The organism is Dietzia kunjamensis (assembly GCF_045689975.1).
GTDB lineage: Bacteria > Actinomycetota > Actinomycetes > Mycobacteriales > Mycobacteriaceae > Dietzia > Dietzia kunjamensis.
Map to the genome: position 1 here is coordinate 1,140,665 of NZ_CP143297.1, position 14,998 is coordinate 1,155,662.

The 14,998-nt window shown below is 65.5% G+C and carries 14 protein-coding genes and 1 riboswitch; of the genes, 8 read left to right on the top strand and 6 right to left on the bottom strand.

Annotation, left to right across the window (positions count from 1 at the left end):
• Positions 1-6: 6 nt before the first annotated feature.
• Positions 7-194, bottom strand: a riboswitch (cobalamin riboswitch).
• A gap of 75 nt (positions 195-269) precedes the next feature.
• Positions 270-1,514 (top strand): precorrin-6y C5,15-methyltransferase (decarboxylating) subunit CbiE, encoded by a 1,245-nt coding sequence (gene cbiE, locus VZF99_RS05355; protein ID WP_407335845.1) that lies wholly within the window; start codon positions 270-272, stop codon positions 1,512-1,514.
• The gene (locus VZF99_RS05360; RefSeq protein ID WP_120283019.1) at positions 1,511-2,269 is read left to right on the top strand and encodes a cobalt-precorrin-4/precorrin-4 C(11)-methyltransferase; all 759 of its coding nucleotides are present in this window, start codon (positions 1,511-1,513) and stop codon (positions 2,267-2,269) included. Before cbiE ends, VZF99_RS05360 begins: the two co-directional genes overlap by 4 nt.
• 333 nt (positions 2,270-2,602) lie before the next feature.
• On the opposite strand, the gene VZF99_RS05365 is transcribed toward VZF99_RS05360, so the two are convergent.
• Positions 2,603-2,992, bottom strand: coding sequence for a heavy metal-responsive transcriptional regulator (locus VZF99_RS05365; RefSeq protein ID WP_007928756.1), 390 nt, complete (start codon positions 2,990-2,992; stop codon positions 2,603-2,605).
• A 105-nt stretch (positions 2,993-3,097) separates the two neighbouring features.
• On the opposite strand from VZF99_RS05365, the gene merA reads away from it, so the two are divergent.
• The 4 genes from merA (at position 3,098) to VZF99_RS05385 (ending at position 6,720) form a co-directional block, all read left to right on the top strand.
• The gene (merA, locus tag VZF99_RS05370) at positions 3,098-4,498 is read left to right on the top strand and encodes a mercury(II) reductase (RefSeq protein WP_017838447.1); all 1,401 of its coding nucleotides are present in this window, start codon (positions 3,098-3,100) and stop codon (positions 4,496-4,498) included.
• Positions 4,499-5,009: 511 nt separating this feature from the next.
• Positions 5,010-5,369 carry a helix-turn-helix transcriptional regulator gene (locus VZF99_RS05375; protein ID WP_031265333.1) on the top strand — a complete coding sequence of 120 codons (360 nt, stop codon included), beginning with the start codon at positions 5,010-5,012 and terminating at the stop codon, positions 5,367-5,369.
• The gene (locus VZF99_RS05380; protein ID WP_407335846.1) at positions 5,366-5,962 is read left to right on the top strand and encodes a cadmium resistance transporter; all 597 of its coding nucleotides are present in this window, start codon (positions 5,366-5,368) and stop codon (positions 5,960-5,962) included. The genes VZF99_RS05375 and VZF99_RS05380 overlap by 4 nt, the downstream gene beginning before the upstream one ends.
• 434 nt (positions 5,963-6,396) lie before the next feature.
• Positions 6,397-6,720 (top strand): recombinase family protein, encoded by a 324-nt coding sequence (locus tag VZF99_RS05385; RefSeq protein ID WP_372504398.1) that lies wholly within the window; start codon positions 6,397-6,399, stop codon positions 6,718-6,720.
• Between the two features lie 151 nt (positions 6,721-6,871).
• Here the strand turns inward: VZF99_RS05385 and VZF99_RS05390 are convergent, their stop codons facing one another.
• Positions 6,872-7,846, bottom strand: coding sequence for an IS481 family transposase (locus VZF99_RS05390; RefSeq protein ID WP_120283059.1), 975 nt, complete (start codon positions 7,844-7,846; stop codon positions 6,872-6,874).
• A gap of 190 nt (positions 7,847-8,036) precedes the next feature.
• Between VZF99_RS05390 and VZF99_RS05395 the strand changes: the two genes are divergently transcribed.
• Entirely contained in the window at positions 8,037-8,531 is a 495-nt protein-coding gene (locus VZF99_RS05395; protein ID WP_120283057.1) for a hypothetical protein, read from the top strand.
• Positions 8,532-8,675: 144 nt separating this feature from the next.
• On the opposite strand, the gene VZF99_RS05400 is transcribed toward VZF99_RS05395, so the two are convergent.
• Positions 8,676-10,253: an MFS transporter gene (locus VZF99_RS05400; RefSeq protein ID WP_120283055.1), complete on the bottom strand. Its 1,578-nt coding sequence runs from the start codon at positions 10,251-10,253 to the stop codon at positions 8,676-8,678.
• Positions 10,254-10,370: 117 nt separating this feature from the next.
• On the opposite strand from VZF99_RS05400, the gene VZF99_RS05405 reads away from it, so the two are divergent.
• On the top strand, positions 10,371-11,057 hold the full coding sequence (locus VZF99_RS05405) for a TetR/AcrR family transcriptional regulator (protein ID WP_120283053.1): 687 nt from the start codon (positions 10,371-10,373) through the stop codon (positions 11,055-11,057).
• Positions 11,058-11,228: 171 nt separating this feature from the next.
• Here VZF99_RS05405 and VZF99_RS05410 read toward each other — a convergent pair whose 3' ends face one another.
• The 3 genes from VZF99_RS05410 to VZF99_RS05420 all read right to left on the bottom strand — a co-directional run bounded on the left by VZF99_RS05410 (position 11,229) and on the right by VZF99_RS05420 (position 14,968).
• On the bottom strand, positions 11,229-12,290 hold the full coding sequence (locus VZF99_RS05410) for a BtrH N-terminal domain-containing protein (RefSeq protein ID WP_259820990.1): 1,062 nt from the start codon (positions 12,288-12,290) through the stop codon (positions 11,229-11,231).
• Between the two features lie 120 nt (positions 12,291-12,410).
• Positions 12,411-13,631: an NAD(P)/FAD-dependent oxidoreductase gene (locus tag VZF99_RS05415; protein WP_120283051.1), complete on the bottom strand. Its 1,221-nt coding sequence runs from the start codon at positions 13,629-13,631 to the stop codon at positions 12,411-12,413.
• On the bottom strand, positions 13,628-14,968 hold the full coding sequence (locus VZF99_RS05420; RefSeq protein ID WP_067718083.1) for a cytochrome P450: 1,341 nt from the start codon (positions 14,966-14,968) through the stop codon (positions 13,628-13,630). The genes VZF99_RS05415 and VZF99_RS05420 overlap by 4 nt, the downstream gene beginning before the upstream one ends.
• Positions 14,969-14,998 lie beyond the last annotated feature (30 nt).

The following is a 14,998-nucleotide window of genomic DNA, read 5'->3' on the forward strand; positions in this document are numbered from 1 at the left end:
CGTCTGCCAGGCTGGTCAGCGCGAGGCCGGTCTCCGGACTTCCCGGCTCATCTCGGACGTGCGCGCGGGGCGCGATCGCCTGAGAGGCCGGGTTACCGTAGCGGGCCCTGTGCCGGATTCTCACCGGCTTCCCTGATTCTCCCCTCCGCTCCGCCTGTGGCGGGTCGTGGGGCACCTCGTGCTGTGGGGTCTGTTCGGTTGTGTGGTCCCGAGGCTAGCCCAACGGCCTGTCCCGGGGCGCCTCAGGTGTCGCGGTAGGGTTCCGCGTCATGAACGCACGGGTGGTGGTCGTCGGCATCGGCGGCGACGGGTGGGCGGGGCTCGACGAGACCCGCCGTCGCGCCGTCCTGGCCGCCGATGTGGTGCTCGGGGGCGAGCGTCATCTGGCGATGATTCCGGGCGACGTGACGGCCGATCGGGTGCCGTGGCCGCGGCCGCTGCGGGACGGGTTGCCGGAGCTCCTCGAGCGGTTCCGCGGGCGGTCGATAGTGGCTCTGGCCTCGGGCGATCCGCTGGTCGCCGGGATCGGCACCGCCCTGATCGACCTGCTCGGCGCGGACGCGGTGGAGGTGCTCCCGGCGGTGTCCTCGGTCGCGCTGGCCTGCGCCCGGATGAGGTGGCCGGCCGAGTCCGTTGCGGTGCTGCGTGACCACCGCTCGCTCGGTCGCGAGCTGGCGCCCGGGCGACGTCTGCTGGTGCTCTCAGCGGACCGGCACACGCCGGGAGAGGTCGCCGCGACGCTGCGGGGCGCCGGCTTCGGTGGGAGCGAGATGACCGTGCTCGCCGATCTCGGGGGCCCGGCCGAGGCCCGGTTTTTCCGCGCGGCGCGCGACTGGGCTGTCGATCACTTGGCCCCCGCCCTGCACGTCCTGGCGGTTGAGTGCGTGGCCGACGCGTCCGCCCGACCGCTCGGACTGGTGCCGGGCCTGCCCGACGACGCCTTCGAGAACGACGGCCAGCTCACCCGCCGCGACCTGCGGGCTTCCGCCCTGTCGCGGCTCGCACCGATGGCCGGTGATTTGCTGTGGGACGTGGGCGCCGGCGCCGGGTCGGTGGGCATCGAGTGGATGCGCGCCCACCCGTCATGTCGGGCGATCGCGGTGGAGGCCGATCCCGAGCGGGCGGCGCGTGTCGCGCGCAACGCCGTGCGGCTGGGGGTGCCGTCGTTGGAGGTCGTCCACGGACGGGCGCCCCAGGCTCTGGACGGTCTGCCGCGGCCGGACGCGGTGTTCATCGGTGGAGGCGGCACTGCTCCTGGCCTGCTGAGACAGTGCTGGGACGCACTTCGTCCCGGCGGACGGCTGGTCGCGCATGCGGTGACTCTGGAGACCGAGCGCGTGGTGGTCGACGCCCGCGCCGAGTTCGGCGGGGAGCTGACCAGGATCCAGGTCGAGCACGCGGACTCGATCGGCCGGTTCGCCGGCTGGGCCCCCGCCCGTGCGGTGGTGCAGTGGGCGGCCGTGAAGCCATTCGTCGCTGCGGCTGATACTTCGGAAACAGGGGAGAGCTCGTGACCGTTCACTTCGTAGGAGCCGGCCCCGGCGCCGCTGATCTGCTGACGCTGCGCGCGGCTGCGTCCCTGCGCGAGGCCGACGTCTGCCTGTACGCGGGGACGTACCTCGACGACGGTGTGCTCGACCACTGCCGACCCGAGGCCCGGCTGGTGGACACCCAGCATCTGGACCTCGACGGGATCATCGGCGAGATCGTCGCCGCTCACGCCGATGGGCTCGAGGTGGTTCGGCTGTGTTCGGGTGACCCGTCGCTGTACTCGGCTCTCGCCGAGCAAACTCGCCGGCTCGACTCGGCTGGCGTGCCGTGGGACGTCGTTCCTGGTGTTCCGGCCTATGCGGCGGCCGCCGCCGAGCTGGGGGTGGAGCTCACGGTTCCCGAGGTGGTGCAGTCGGTGGTGCTCACCCGCGTTCAGGCTCGGTCGACGGCGATGCCGTCGACGGAGTCACTGGAGAACTTCGCCGCCACCGGCGCCACGCTGGTGCTGCACCTGGCGATCACCCGGATCCGTGAGCTGGCCGAGCGTCTGGTGCCCACGCACGGTGCCGACTGCCCGGTGGCGGTGGTGGCCAACGCGAGCCGCTCGCACCGCGTGGAGCTGCGCGGCACTCTCGCTGACATCGCGGCAGCGGTGGAGGCGGCTGGCCTGCGCCAGGCAGCGGTGATCCTCGTGGGACCGGCGCTGGTGCGGCCGGGCGAAGCGGAATCGTGGTTGTACGCGTCGAGCCCGGAGCGAGAGTCGAAGCGGCGGGGCTGAACGGATAGGCCGAAGGCAGCGGGCAACAGACAGTGTCCTCCGGCCGCCAGGAAGCCCGAACCGACGCAACGGTATCGGCGAAGGGCCGCGTGGCTCGCCAGGAACGCCAGCTGCGAGACCCGTGAGGATCGGAGAGGCTTCAGCTGCGCTCGCCAGCATCGAGGCGTAGTCACGTCCCCTGTGGGGTACACCCTTACGACACGGTCGAGGATTGGGCATTGACGCTGTGTCGCAGGGTGGGTATGCCTGTGGCTTTCGCCGTTATATGGCGGGGTTCTGTCGACGCTCTGTGGCGGCATCTGCTCATGGCGATACACGCGAGCACCGGTCTGGTCACAGATAGCGGCAGACGGTCGTGGTGTCGCATTTGGTGGGGTCGCTGGTGGTGGCACTGTGGTGAAGGTGCGCGACGGTGTGTCGCAGTGCTTGCAGGTCGGCGATTTGGCGGTCCAGGTCGCCCAGGTGGGCTTCGAGCAGGGCGTGCACGTGCTGGCAGGGTGCGACTCCGGCGTCGCGGATGTCGAGGATCTCGCGAATCTGGGCCAGGGTGAGCCCAGCGGTGCGGCCGCGGCGAACGAAGTCCAGGCGCGCCAGGGCCGCAGGGGTGTAGTCGCGGTATCCGTTGGCGGTGCGCTCAGGCGCAGGTAGTAGGCCGGCTTCTTCGTAGAAGCGCAGCGTCTTGGTTGTGGTGCCGCTGGCCACGGCCAACTCACCGATGCGCACAGTGGCCCCTTTCTCGGCTCTCGTCCATGTTCGCCTTGACCTTCCCCTGCGCTGGAACGTCCACTATGGACGCTGAAGAGGGGTCACGCGAAGGAAGGTGGGCAAATGGGTGTGGACTACGACGTCGATCTGGCCGTGATCGGCTCAGGAGGCGCGGCGATGTCCGCCGCCATCGCGGCCAGCCAGGCCGGTAAGAGCGTCGTGCTGGTTGAGCGCGGTGTTCTGGGCGGGACGTGCGTGAACATCGGCTGCGTGCCGTCCAAGACGCTCCTGGCGGCCGCCGGGGCCCGGCACGCCGCGCTCACCAATCCCTTCAAAGGTGCCCCAACGTCAGCCGCACCGGTGAACCTCGGCGATCTGGTGGCCCAGAAGGACGCACTCATCGAGCGCCTGCGTGATGCGAAGTACGCCGATGTGGCCGCTGCCTACGGCTTCCAGGTCCGCCCAGGCCAGGCCAGCTTCCTGGACGGGGACACCCTGGCCGTCGACGGCCAGGCGCTGCGGGCCCGGGCCTATCTGGTCGCCACCGGTGCCACCCCCGCCATCCCGGAGGTGGTCGGTCTCGACTCTGTGGACCGGCTGACGTCCACCACCGCGATGCAGCTGACCGAGCTGCCTGAGTCCCTGGTCGTTATCGGTGGCGGGTACGTCGGGATGGAGCAGGCCCAGCTGTTCGCTCACCTCGGCACCCGGGTCTCTGTGGTCGGGCGTCTGGCGCCGCACGCCGAGCCGGAGCTGGCCCAGAGACTTCGGGAAGTCTTCACCGACGACGGCATCACCGTGGTCGAAGAGCGCGCGACCACTGTGGCCCGCGAACCAGGCCCCGCAGGAGAGGTGGTGGTGACCACGGACTCGGGCGAACAGGTGCGCGGCGCGCAGGTCCTGGTGGCCACCGGACGCCTGCCCCGCACCGACGGCCTGAACCTGGCCGCTGCCGGTGTGGACGTGGACGAGCGCGGCTTCGTCGTGGTCGACCAGACCCAGCGCACCTCCAACCCGCGCGTCTGGGCCGCCGGTGACGTCTCGGGGGCTCCCCAGTACGTCTACGCCGCCGCCGCCGGCGGTCGGGCCGCCGCGCTCAACGCCCTGACCGAGGACAGGTACCCGCCGGCAGCTCGGGTCGACTACGCCGGCTTTCCTGCGGTCGTGTTCACCCGGCCCCAGCTGGCCTCGGCGGGGTTGACCGAGGACGAGGCCCTCACCCGAGGGCACGCGTGCGACTGCCGCGTCCTGGACCTGTCCGATGTCCCCCGGGCGCTCGTCCAGCACGACACCCGCGGGGCGGTGAAGCTCGTCGCCGACGCCGTGAGCGGCAAGGTTCTGGGCGTGCACGCTCTGGCGGACGGGGCCGGGGAGATCATGCTGGCGGCCACCTACGCCATCAAAAGCGGCATGACCGTCGACGATCTGGCCGACACCTGGGCGCCGTACCTGACCATGAGCGAAAGCCTGCGCATCGTGGCCGGCCTCTTCCGAAACCAGATGCCGACGTCATGCTGCGCCTGAAACCCGCGGCCCCAGCGGGGTGGACGAGGGCTCCCGCGGCGGCCCGCCTGGCGCCGTGAATGTGCCTTAAAAACCTACAGTCTTATGAGACACCAGGCGGGGACCGGACGCCGAGACCGCTTCATGGGCCGATGGGCACCTTCTGCCTCTCGCGAAGTCGTCTCACCGTGAACTGTCGCAGGGTGGTGCTCGGTAGGGTTTTGTGAGTCATAATCATGTCATGAGGCTCTTGGGGTACACCCGCGTGAGCACTGCGCGTCCTGACTCGCAGTGCTGACGCGGGTGTACCCCAGATGCCTCATAGCCCGATTCTGCCCCACAAATCCCTACCGAAGCCGGCTCTGAAACAAATTACGTCAAGACGACTTAGTGAGACTCCGGTGGGTGCCTGTAGCGCCAGGAAACCTGTTCAAAACTGGCCGTAGTCCTGGACGAGATTAAGTGTCTTGACAACCTTTAGGTTTTTAGGGCGTTGTCACAACAGTTCAGCAGACGCTGTATAGTTCAGCAGGTGCTGACTATTGCTTCTCGTGTCGATGTGATGAACCGGTTAGGGCGGGCGATGGCCGACCCGACACGGTCCCGAATACTGCTGACCTTGCTGGAGCAGCCGGCCTACCCGGCGGAGCTGGCCCGGGATCTGGAGCTGACACGGTCGAACGTGTCGAACCATCTGGCATGCCTGCGCGACTGCGGGATCGTTGTCGCAGTGCCCGAAGGTCGCCAGACCCGGTATGAGATCGCAGACCCGCACTTGGCCCGGTCGCTATCTTCCTTGGTCGAGATCACCCTCGCGGTCAACGAAAACGCCTCCTGCTTGGAGCCCGACTGCTCAGTGCCGGGTTGTCACGCCACGGAGGTGCAGGCGTGATCCTGTCCTCGGCCCTGCAGGCGATCGGCCTGTTCATTGCCACCAATATCGACGACATCATCGTCCTGTCGCTGTTTTTCGCCCGCGGAGCAGGCCAACGCGGAACCACCGCACGCATTCTGGCCGGCCAGTATCTCGGGTTCGCCGGCATCCTCGGCGTGGCTGTGCTCGTCTCCCTGGGCGCGGGAGCCTTCCTGCCCCCGCAGGCCATCCCTTACTTCGGGCTGATCCCACTTGGCTTGGGACTGCGGGCCGCGTGGCAGGCCTGGCGCGGGGACGATGATGACGACGATGCAAAGGTCGAGGGCAAGAACGTCGCCGTGTGGACCGTGGCCGGCGTAACCTTCGCCAACGGTGGAGACAACATCGGCGTTTTCGTCCCCGTCTTTCTCAACGTGGGCCCGGGAGCCGTGGTCGCCTACTGCATCGTGTTCCTGGTGCTGGTGGCGGGACTGGTGGGCCTGGCAAGGTTCGTCGCCACCCGCCGACCGATCGCCGAAGTCCTGGAGCGCTGGGAACACATCCTGTTCCCGATTGTCCTGATCGGCCTAGGCGCCTTCATTCTGATCAGCGGCGGAGCATTCGGACTCTGACAAAACAGACGCAAACCCGGCCGCCCACCCGTGAGCCGCCGACTCGCTCTAACCCTTTCGGCCAGAACGCCCGATTGGTACGTCGTACGTCGCCGCCAAGAAGTAACCACAGAAGACCGCCACAAAGCGATCAAGTCCACAGGTATGCCTAATTATGACACGCGGTCCCGTACAATCTAGAGTCTATTGATACACAGACTCGGCGGAGGGGCCTTTTGATAGCGGAGCGGATTGGGACGCTGCGGGGGCGGTCGGGTGACGGTGGCGAAGAGGTCCTCATCGTCAGCCGCGGGAAGGTCCAGACACGGTTCCGTCGCCGAGACGAGTTGGACTGGGGCTTGCGCGTGGAGACGACGGACTCGGAGAACATCGTCGAGGGGAAACAGAAGCCGGCCCGCCGATCGTCACGGCCACGCGGACAGCGGGTGGCGTACGTGCGAGTGTCCGCCGCCGACCAGAACGAAGCTCGCCTGCTCCAAGCGGTGGGGGAGTGCGACCGGATTTATGTAGAAAAGGAGTCGGGGCGATCGCGTACTGGCCGAGAGAAGCTCGCTGAGTGCATCGGGTACCTGCGAGACGGTGACGAGCTTGTTGTTGCTTCGATGGACCGACTCGCTCGCTCCCTGGTCGACCTCAAGCAGATCGTGGGTGAGATCACCGCCAAGGGCGCGAGCGTGGAGTTCGTCCACGAACGGGCCACCTACGCCGCCGGCGGTGGTGCTGGTGCTGTTCATCGCCGCTCACTCGATGCTCGGTAGGTGGCTATACGGACACCCGCCGACCGGCGTGGATCCGGCCAGCGCGCGGATTGGCGCGCAACTGATGTTCTACGGCGGCGAGGTCATCGACTTGGCTCTGCTCATCCTGCTGTTCAGTGGCTGGTATCCGCGAGCGAGCCCTCAACGCGGGCTACTTGTACTGCCCACGCAGGTTGTGTACGCGGTCTGCGGGTGAGGCGCCTCGTAGCGCGGTGTGGCCGCGGTGGAAATTGTAGTGGTGCAGGAATGCGGGTAGGCGAGCCGCGCGGTCGGATTCGCTGACGTACGCGGTGGCGTAGGCCCATTCTTCGAGCATGGTGCGGTTGTAGCGCTCGACCTTGCCGTTGGTCTGCGGGCGGTACGGGCGGGTGCGCTTGTGTGTGATATTGCCTCCGAGGGCCTCGGCGAAGGCGTGGGAGCGGTAGCAGGAGCCGTTGTCGGTCAGCACCCGCCGCACGGTGATCCCGGCGTCGGCGAAGTAGGCGTGGGCCCGGTGCCAGAACGCGGCCGCGGTCTCCTTGCGCTCGTCTTCTAGAAGCTCGCTGTAGGCCAGGCGTGAGTGGTCGTCGACGGCATTGTGGATGTACCAGTAGCCCATCCCGCGTTTGCGGTCACGCTTTCCCTTCACCCGGCCCAAGACCTTGTGCCCGCCTCCGTCGGGGATGCGGCCAAGTTTCTTGATGTCCACATGCACCAGATCGCCCGGCGCCTCGTGCTCGTAGCGACGCGGGCGCCGCGTGTGCGCCCGGACGGGCGCGCCGGTGGCCGGGTCGGTGAATGCCAGCCTGACGCAGCTGTAGCGGGACAGGATCTTGTGCACCGTGGACGGTTGCATGCCCAGGTGGTAGGCGATCCGGGCCGGGCCCCACCGGCGGGATACGCGCAGACCGAGCACGCGGCGTTCCCGCCGCCGCGGCGTCTGGGTCGGGTTGTGGTGCGGGCGGCTGGAGCGGTCGACCATGCCGGCCTTGCCCAGCTGCCGGTACCGGCGGGCCCACTTGCGGGCGGTGGTGACCGAGACACCGAACCGCTCCGCCGCTCGCCGCGGTACCCAATCGTCGACGACGACACACCGAGCCAGACGCAGTCTTCCCGTCGGAGTCAGCGGGGCGTTAGCGTGGGACACGAAGACCTCCGTTGTGGATGTGTTTGCTTGGTCGCTTTCACACCTCACACGGAGGTCTTCCTCATGTCAGCCCGCCATGCCGACCGGTGACACAACGTCCGTGGTCAGTACAGCTACTGTCCCGCAATCCTTCTCGTAGTTATCCCTTCCCACAGGCCCGCATATCCACAGCATCGAAGGAGTGAGCAGTATGACCCAGAACCGAGCAGTCCATGTTGCCCGAGCGGCCGGAACCGGAGCGGTGGCCGGCTTAGTAGGGGCCGGATTGATGGTCATCGGCGAGAAAGCCGAACAGGCGATCACGGGCAGGCCGAACTCGTACGTCCCGGCGCGCGCCCTGCTCACGCTGTTGGGCCAAAAGCCTGGCGACGACGACCGCCCGGACGGGTGGAACCACCTCATGCACTTCAGCACCGGCGCGGCGCTGGGTGCTATTCGCGGCGTGTGGGCGGCCACCGGGATCCGAGGAGTTCATGCGACCGTGTGGCACACCGCCGTCCGGCTGGGATTTGACCAAACCGTGGAAAACGCCACCGGAGTCGGAGCGCCGCCGTCGACCTGGCCCGCGAGTGAGCAGGCCGTGGACATCCTTCACAAAGCCGTCTTCGCCGCCATCACCGGCGCGGTCGCCGAACGGCTGCTACCGCCCACCCTGCAGTCACAGCGTGGACGCATCAGCCACTGACCCCCGCCCTGAAGATGGTGGGTATCGCTAGCCACAGCAGCGCGACCGCCGAGATTCTGCACTCGGGAAGTGACCGCGGTTCTTGCTGACCTTGCGCAGTTTCTCCAGGCACGAGTCAGTGCAGCCGGAAGCCGGACGGGCCACCTATCCGACGCTGTCCCGGTGTGCCGGTGCTGTGGAACTGGCCGTGGTCTTGTGGTCACGCGGAGCAGTGCCCGGGGCAAGGATCGCTAGCAAGACTGCGGCTGCGGCGGTGAGGATTGCCAACGTAAGTGTGGCCTGACTGCTGCCGTTGACAAATGCCTCTTTGGCGTAGTCGACCAATGGTTGCGCCATTGGTCCGGCTTGTGCGGCGATCTCTAGGGCGGCGGCCAGGGAGTCGGAGACCGGACCGCGGGCAGGTTCGGGTAACTGAGGCAGGGCGGGTTGGATGTGGCGGGTGTATCCGGCGGCCAGCACACTGCCGGCCACTGCGATCCCCATCGCAGCGCCGATCTCGCGGGCCGCATCGTTGACTGCGGCGGCGACCCCGTGTTTGCTCTCCGGAGTTTCGGCGATGATCGCGTAGGTCGCTGGGGCTGTGCATAGTCCGAGCCCTGCGCTCATGATCAACAGCGGCCATAGCAGGTCGAGGTAACGTGCATCGACGGTCATCCGGCTGACCAGCATCAGGCCAACTGCGATGGTCGCCAGACCGGCGACGGTCATCACTCGTAGTCCAAATCGCTGTGACAGTCGGGGGGCGATCACCGAGATCACGATCAGGGGGACCGTCATCGGCACCAATCCCAACGCCGAGGCCAGCGGTCCGTATCCCAGGATCAGTTGCAGGTACTGCACCAGGAGTAGGAATACCCCGAAAGTGACCAAGAATTGGATGGCCACCGACAACGAGCCGGCGCTGAAGCCGCGCTTGGCGAACAACCGAACATCCAACAAGGGGGCCGAGGATCGCAGCTCAATCAGGATAAAAAAGGCTGTCGCCAATATGCCGGCCCCGGCGCTGGCGAGAACGATCGAGTCGGCCCAGCCTCGCGCGGGAAACTCGATCGTGGCGAATACGATTCCCGCAACCGCGACTGCAGCTGCCGCCGCGCCCACCCAGTCCACGGGAGGGTGATCATGCTGGCTGGACTCAGCGATCGTGCATGCCAGCGCGGCCAGTAGGGCTCCCGCTGCGGTCAGTCCGACAAATACCGACACCCACGACCAGCGCTCAAGCAGCACCCCGGCGCCGAGGATGCCTAACACTGCTCCGGAGCCGGCGACTCCAGCCCACACACCTACTGCTCGGCCGCGATGAACGGCGGCGAAACCAGCAGTCAGAATCGATAGCGTCGAGGGCATTACCAGTGCAGCGCCCGCCCCGGCAATCGCTCGCGCAGCGATCAACCAGGCCGGGTCAGACAGGAGCAGGGGAAGTGCGGATGCCATGGTGAATATCGCCAGGCCTATTACGAGAACTGCGCGTCTGCCATAGCGGTCACCGATCGCTCCAGCGGGCAGGACCAGGCACGCCAGTACCAGCGTGTAGCCGTCGACGATCCAGGTCAGCTGGGCTTGCGTCGCTCCAGTCTCTACCGCAATCTCCGGTAATGCCGAATACAGCGCGGCCATGGCCGCGACCACCAACGCCACGGCTAGGCACGACACCGTGAGCATCCACCATTCGGCTCGGGTCCACCGGGATGACTCGGTGATGGTCTGTTGGGGTGAGTGCATCGCCGGCCCCTTGCTGTGAGATGGTCGGTCTTGGTCTGAGACAAGTAGTATCACAGTATCCGGCTGGCTGGACAGGTTAGCTTGGACGAGAAGTGACCGTCGGCCGAAGGGGAGAGCGTGAACGACTGGAGTGCTGACCGGCCCGCTACGGACGACGATCAGCTCGATCCGCGACTGCTGCGCTCACGAAAACGATTGCTCGACGCTGCCACGCATCTCCTGAGCACTGGCGGTGTAGAGGCGGTTACCGTCGAGGCGGTCACTCGAATGTCAAAGGTTGCGCGGGCCACGCTCTATCGGCATTTCGGCGGGACCGCCCAGTTGCTTGCGGCGACCTTCGAGCGGCTGTTGCCTCGCGTCGAGGTCTCTGCCGACAGTGGGTCGGTACGCGACCAACTCATCGCGCTTCTCACGGCCCAAGCCGACCTGATTGACCAGGCGCCGCTGAACATTACGACTCTGGCTTGGCTGTCAATCGGATCAGTCGGCGGCGATCCTGCCGATTCGGCCGCGATCACCTCACTGCGTAGTCGAGTCATCGAGGAGTACCGGCAGCCCTTTGACCGCATCCTCACACATCCTGACGTTCGAGCACAGCTCGGCAACGTCGACACCACCTTCGCGATCGTTCAACTCCTGGGTCCCGTCGTGTTCGCTCGCCTTACTGGGCTCTGCACGGTCGACCACGACGGATGCGTGCAACTCGTTGATGATTTTCTTGCTGCCCGCAAGCAGGGAGGCGAACCCATCCAGGCCGAGTTCGGCCACGATCTGAACCGCCCTGGCGCCGTCGGATCTCGCTAAATCGGGGCTTCTTCTTGTCGGATGGGTGTGACCGCTCGATCGCCGAGGTCGCCGGGGAGGTGGCGAGGCAACCCTAGAGCCCGGTCGTTTCGGTGCGAGCGGCGGCGAGCCATCCGCTGCAGTCTGAGTGCGGCCGGAACTTCTACCGTCCAGTTTTGACTTCCCGATTAGTCAGGCTGCTGCAAGCGATCGCGAAGCTGACTCCAGAGCTTCAGCCAGTTGAAGCTCGAGCGTGGGCAGGAGGCTAACCGCCGAAGCCACACGTTCCAGCCGAGTACGCACATCGACCTCGTGCTCGATCCCGGCTCGGCCGGCCTCCGTCCATGTCTGTGCACAGTGTCTGGCGGCTACGGCGAGATCTTCGGTCGCGAGGTCACCGGTCAAACGTGCCACGTCCGCGCAGCCGTCAGCGAGCAGCTTTCGGAACAGGCCGCCACCGGTGCCGGCCTTCTCGATGAAAGCGCTCAAGCTGAATAAGAGGATCTCGAGTTCGTCAGCCGGTAGATGGGACCAAGTCCGGACATCAGCGGCGAGCTGGACGACCGCTGCTAAGCCTTCGGAACCGCTCACCGCGGTCGTGAGATCAACGACTCCTGGCGGAGTTGGGTGGCGCATGTTCGCTGCCGATTGACGGAAAGCCGCTGCGGCAACCTGCGCAAGGTCTGGTAACTCATGCGGCCAGGCGATGCGGTACGTGGTGTGACGTGTCGGTTGTGGGAATGACATCGACGACCGTGCTCGAGCGAGAGCGTCGAACGGAACCTTTTGGACCTCGGCACGGTCGTTGTCAACAACGAAGGCGATCCTCTCCGCCTCGTCGTAACCAATTACCACGATATCGTGGCGACTCATTTGGAGCCGAACCCGCAGGTAGGGCAACTCCGCGATGTCGCCCCATATCAGGGCTGGCCTTCCGGCATCGACCTCCTGGCTAATCCACGACCATCCTTCTCGGGGATCGTCGGTCGTGAGCACTTGGACCTGTGCGCCCAGTAGATGGGGGAGATTTACTTCGAAATCGGAGTCTCTCCCTACCAGATAAAGCGGCGGGAAGAGGTCGCTCGAGCGCAAGTAGGACAGGCCAAGTGACCCCCCGAGGGTGAAGACGAGACCTTCATCGGGCGGTTCTTCCCAGCCGAGGCCTTGCCAGTGCAGGAGGTCTCGCATCGCGGCTGAGCCGCAGTGCCCCCCGACCCGATGTGGATAGTTCTCGATGAGCGTCTGGCGAGTCATCAGAGTTCCTTTCTGAACGGCAGGCGGGCACGAACCGGGCTCTCTTGCTGCGCCAGTGGGATGTCAGCGCCGTTCGTCGAGGCTCCGCCGCTGACCGTGCGAGTCTCGCTCGGGACTGGCTTACCCATTGCGCAAGGAATCGGGAGAACCCGTATGGGCGAAATCGGTCCGGACGAAAGGACGCTGCTGTGTGATGACCTGTTTGCTGAGCATGAAATCACGGGGACGATTGATGCAGTCTGCAGCAAGGAGTTCGCCATCACGGAGGTAGAAGCAGCTGAAGTCGCGGTCCCGGGTGGGGTCACCGCTGAGGACGACTTCGTCGTAACCGGTGTTGAGACCGGCGATCTGCAGCTTGAGATCGTATTGATCTGACCAGAACCAGGGCAGCGACACTGCGCTCTTGGACTTCCCGCAAAGGGTAGCCGCGGCGAGTTTCGCCTGATCGGTTGCTCCGGGTACGCACTCCAGCCGGACTCGGCGACCGTATCGAGAGATGTACTTGCTGGCACAGTCTCCGGCGGCAACGATGGCTGGGTCACTGGTTCGGGCGTGCTCGTCGATCACCACACCATCGTTCAGGGTCAAGCCCGCCGCCTCGGCGAGTTCTGTTCTCGGTTCAACACCGATACCCACGATGACCAGATCAGTCGGAATCGACTCGCCAGTAGATAGTGTGACCTCCCGGACGCAATCGTCTCCGACTAATGCTGCGACTTTGGCGCCCGTTCGGATATCGATGCCCTCCTCTCGGTGGATCCGCTCGAAGAACGTTGATACGTCGGGAGCAGTGACCCGCTCGAGGACGCGAGTGGTCGCCTCGAGCACGGTGACTTCCAGGCCCAGTGCCCGTAGTGAGGCGGCCGTCTCAAGTCCGATGTAGCCGCCCCCGACGATCACCACCCGCCGCCCGGGGGCGGCGGACGTGCGGATCAACTCGACGTCTGCGGCGGTACGAAGGTAATGGACCCCGGCGAGATCGGCCCCAGGAACGCGGAGCTGACGAGGGCGGGCTCCCGTGCACAGCGCGAGCTTGTCGTATGTCAGTGTGTCGCCGGTGCTCATAACGATGTGCCCAGCCGAGCGGTCGATCGCCTCCACGTGCGCGTTGAGAAGCTGGATTCGCTGCTTGGAGTAGAAGTCCGAACTGCGGATGGTGATCTCGTCGAGGGTGGTTTTCCCGGCGAGATACGCCTTCGACAGTGGCGGGCGCTGGTAGGGCACCGTGGGCTCCTCGCCGATGAGGACGATCTCACCGCTCCACCCGTCCTGCCGTAGGCTCGCCGCGAGTTGGGCTCCGGCATGGCTGGCACCGATGATGAGGGCTCGCTGCGATGTCATGTGCCGGATTTCGGGGTGAGGCGCACCATCATCTTGCTGATACCCCGCACGAAGTTGGACTGCACGTACTCGGGTTCGCCGACGACCTCGATGTTCTCGAAGCGGGGGAGCAGCTCTTCCCAGAGGATCCGCAGCTGCATTTCGGCCAGTCGGTTGCCCATGCACCGGTGTACGCCGAACCCGAAGGAGATGTGGTTGCGGACGTTGGCCCGGTCGATGATGAAGTCATCGGGCCGCTCGAACACACGCTCGTCGCGGTTGCCTGAGGCGTACCACATCACGACCTTGTCACCCTTACGGATGAACTGACCGTTCAAGATAGTGTCAGTCTTGGCGATTCGGCGCATGTAGGCCAGCGGCGTTTGCCACCGGATTATCTCGGAGACCATGTTGGGGATCAGGTCAGGGTTGGACTTGAGCTTTTCGAACTGGTCTGGGAACCGGTTCAGCGCCAGAACGCCACCACTCATCGAGTTCCGGGTCGTGTCGTTCCCTCCGACGATCAACAGCACAAAGTTGCCCATGAATTCCATCGGGCGGTCGATCAGATCCTTGGTGTTCTCGTTGCTCTGCAGCATGGTGACCAGGTCGAAACCGGGTTCCTCCCCCTCTGCTAACCGAGCCTTCTTGTCGTACCACAGAGAACTCAGACCGCTCGCCATCTCGCGCATTCCGTCGAACGTCTCGTCGAGGTCCGCAGGACCACCGTTCGCTTCCTCGAACGAAGTTGCAATATCTGACCAGTACACGAGTTTGTGACGTTCCTCGTATGGGAAGTCCAAGAGCGTCGCGAGCATTCGAGCTGTCAGTTCGATCGAGACAGCCTGGACCCAATCGAACGGCTGATTCACCGGCAAGTCGTCTAGTACCTCGCGAACCCGAGACCGAATGAGCGTCTCCATCTCGCGCAGGTTCTTCGGCGCCACCACCCCCTGCACAGCTGCTCGCTGCACGTCGTGGCGCGGTGGGTCCATCGCGATGAACATCTCAATATCGAGAAAACGAGGCGGGGCCCCGATCACTATCATCGGCTCGGCGGAGAAGACCTCATGGTTCTTATCGACCGCGATGATGTCTTCATGTCGGGTCACTGACCAGAACGGCCCGAACGCACTGTTGGGCTGAAAGTGGACCGGAGCCTCGTTTCGCAGGCGCTCATAGTAGGACTGCCAGCGGCCTTGGCGATAGAGAAAGGGATTACTGAGGTCGATGTCGGCGAGCTCGACATCCTCGACGGGAGGAATGGGACTCTCTACGAAGAGCTTCTTCCCATTCGTCCTTGTCACCCAGCGCCGAGTCCTGTCGTACAGATGGGCGCCCCGGATCTGAAGATCCATCGGGATGGCCGACCGGATTCTGTCCCCGAC

Excerpts from the sequence above, each read along its gene's own strand:
- cbiE (WP_407335845.1), top strand. The coding sequence starts at position 270 with ATGAACGCACGGGTGGTGGTCGTCGGCATCGGCGGCGACGGGTGGGCG.
- merA (WP_017838447.1), top strand. The coding sequence starts at position 3,098 with ATGGGTGTGGACTACGACGTCGATCTGGCCGTGATCGGCTCAGGAGGC.
- VZF99_RS05395 (WP_120283057.1), top strand. The coding sequence starts at position 8,037 with ATGACCCAGAACCGAGCAGTCCATGTTGCCCGAGCGGCCGGAACCGGA.
- VZF99_RS05400 (WP_120283055.1), bottom strand. The coding sequence starts at position 10,253 with ATGCACTCACCCCAACAGACCATCACCGAGTCATCCCGGTGGACCCGA.
- VZF99_RS05410 (WP_259820990.1), bottom strand. The coding sequence starts at position 12,290 with ATGACTCGCCAGACGCTCATCGAGAACTATCCACATCGGGTCGGGGGG.
- VZF99_RS05415 (WP_120283051.1), bottom strand. The coding sequence starts at position 13,631 with ATGACATCGCAGCGAGCCCTCATCATCGGTGCCAGCCATGCCGGAGCC.
- VZF99_RS05420 (WP_067718083.1), bottom strand. The coding sequence starts at position 14,968 with ATGGATCTTCAGATCCGGGGCGCCCATCTGTACGACAGGACTCGGCGC.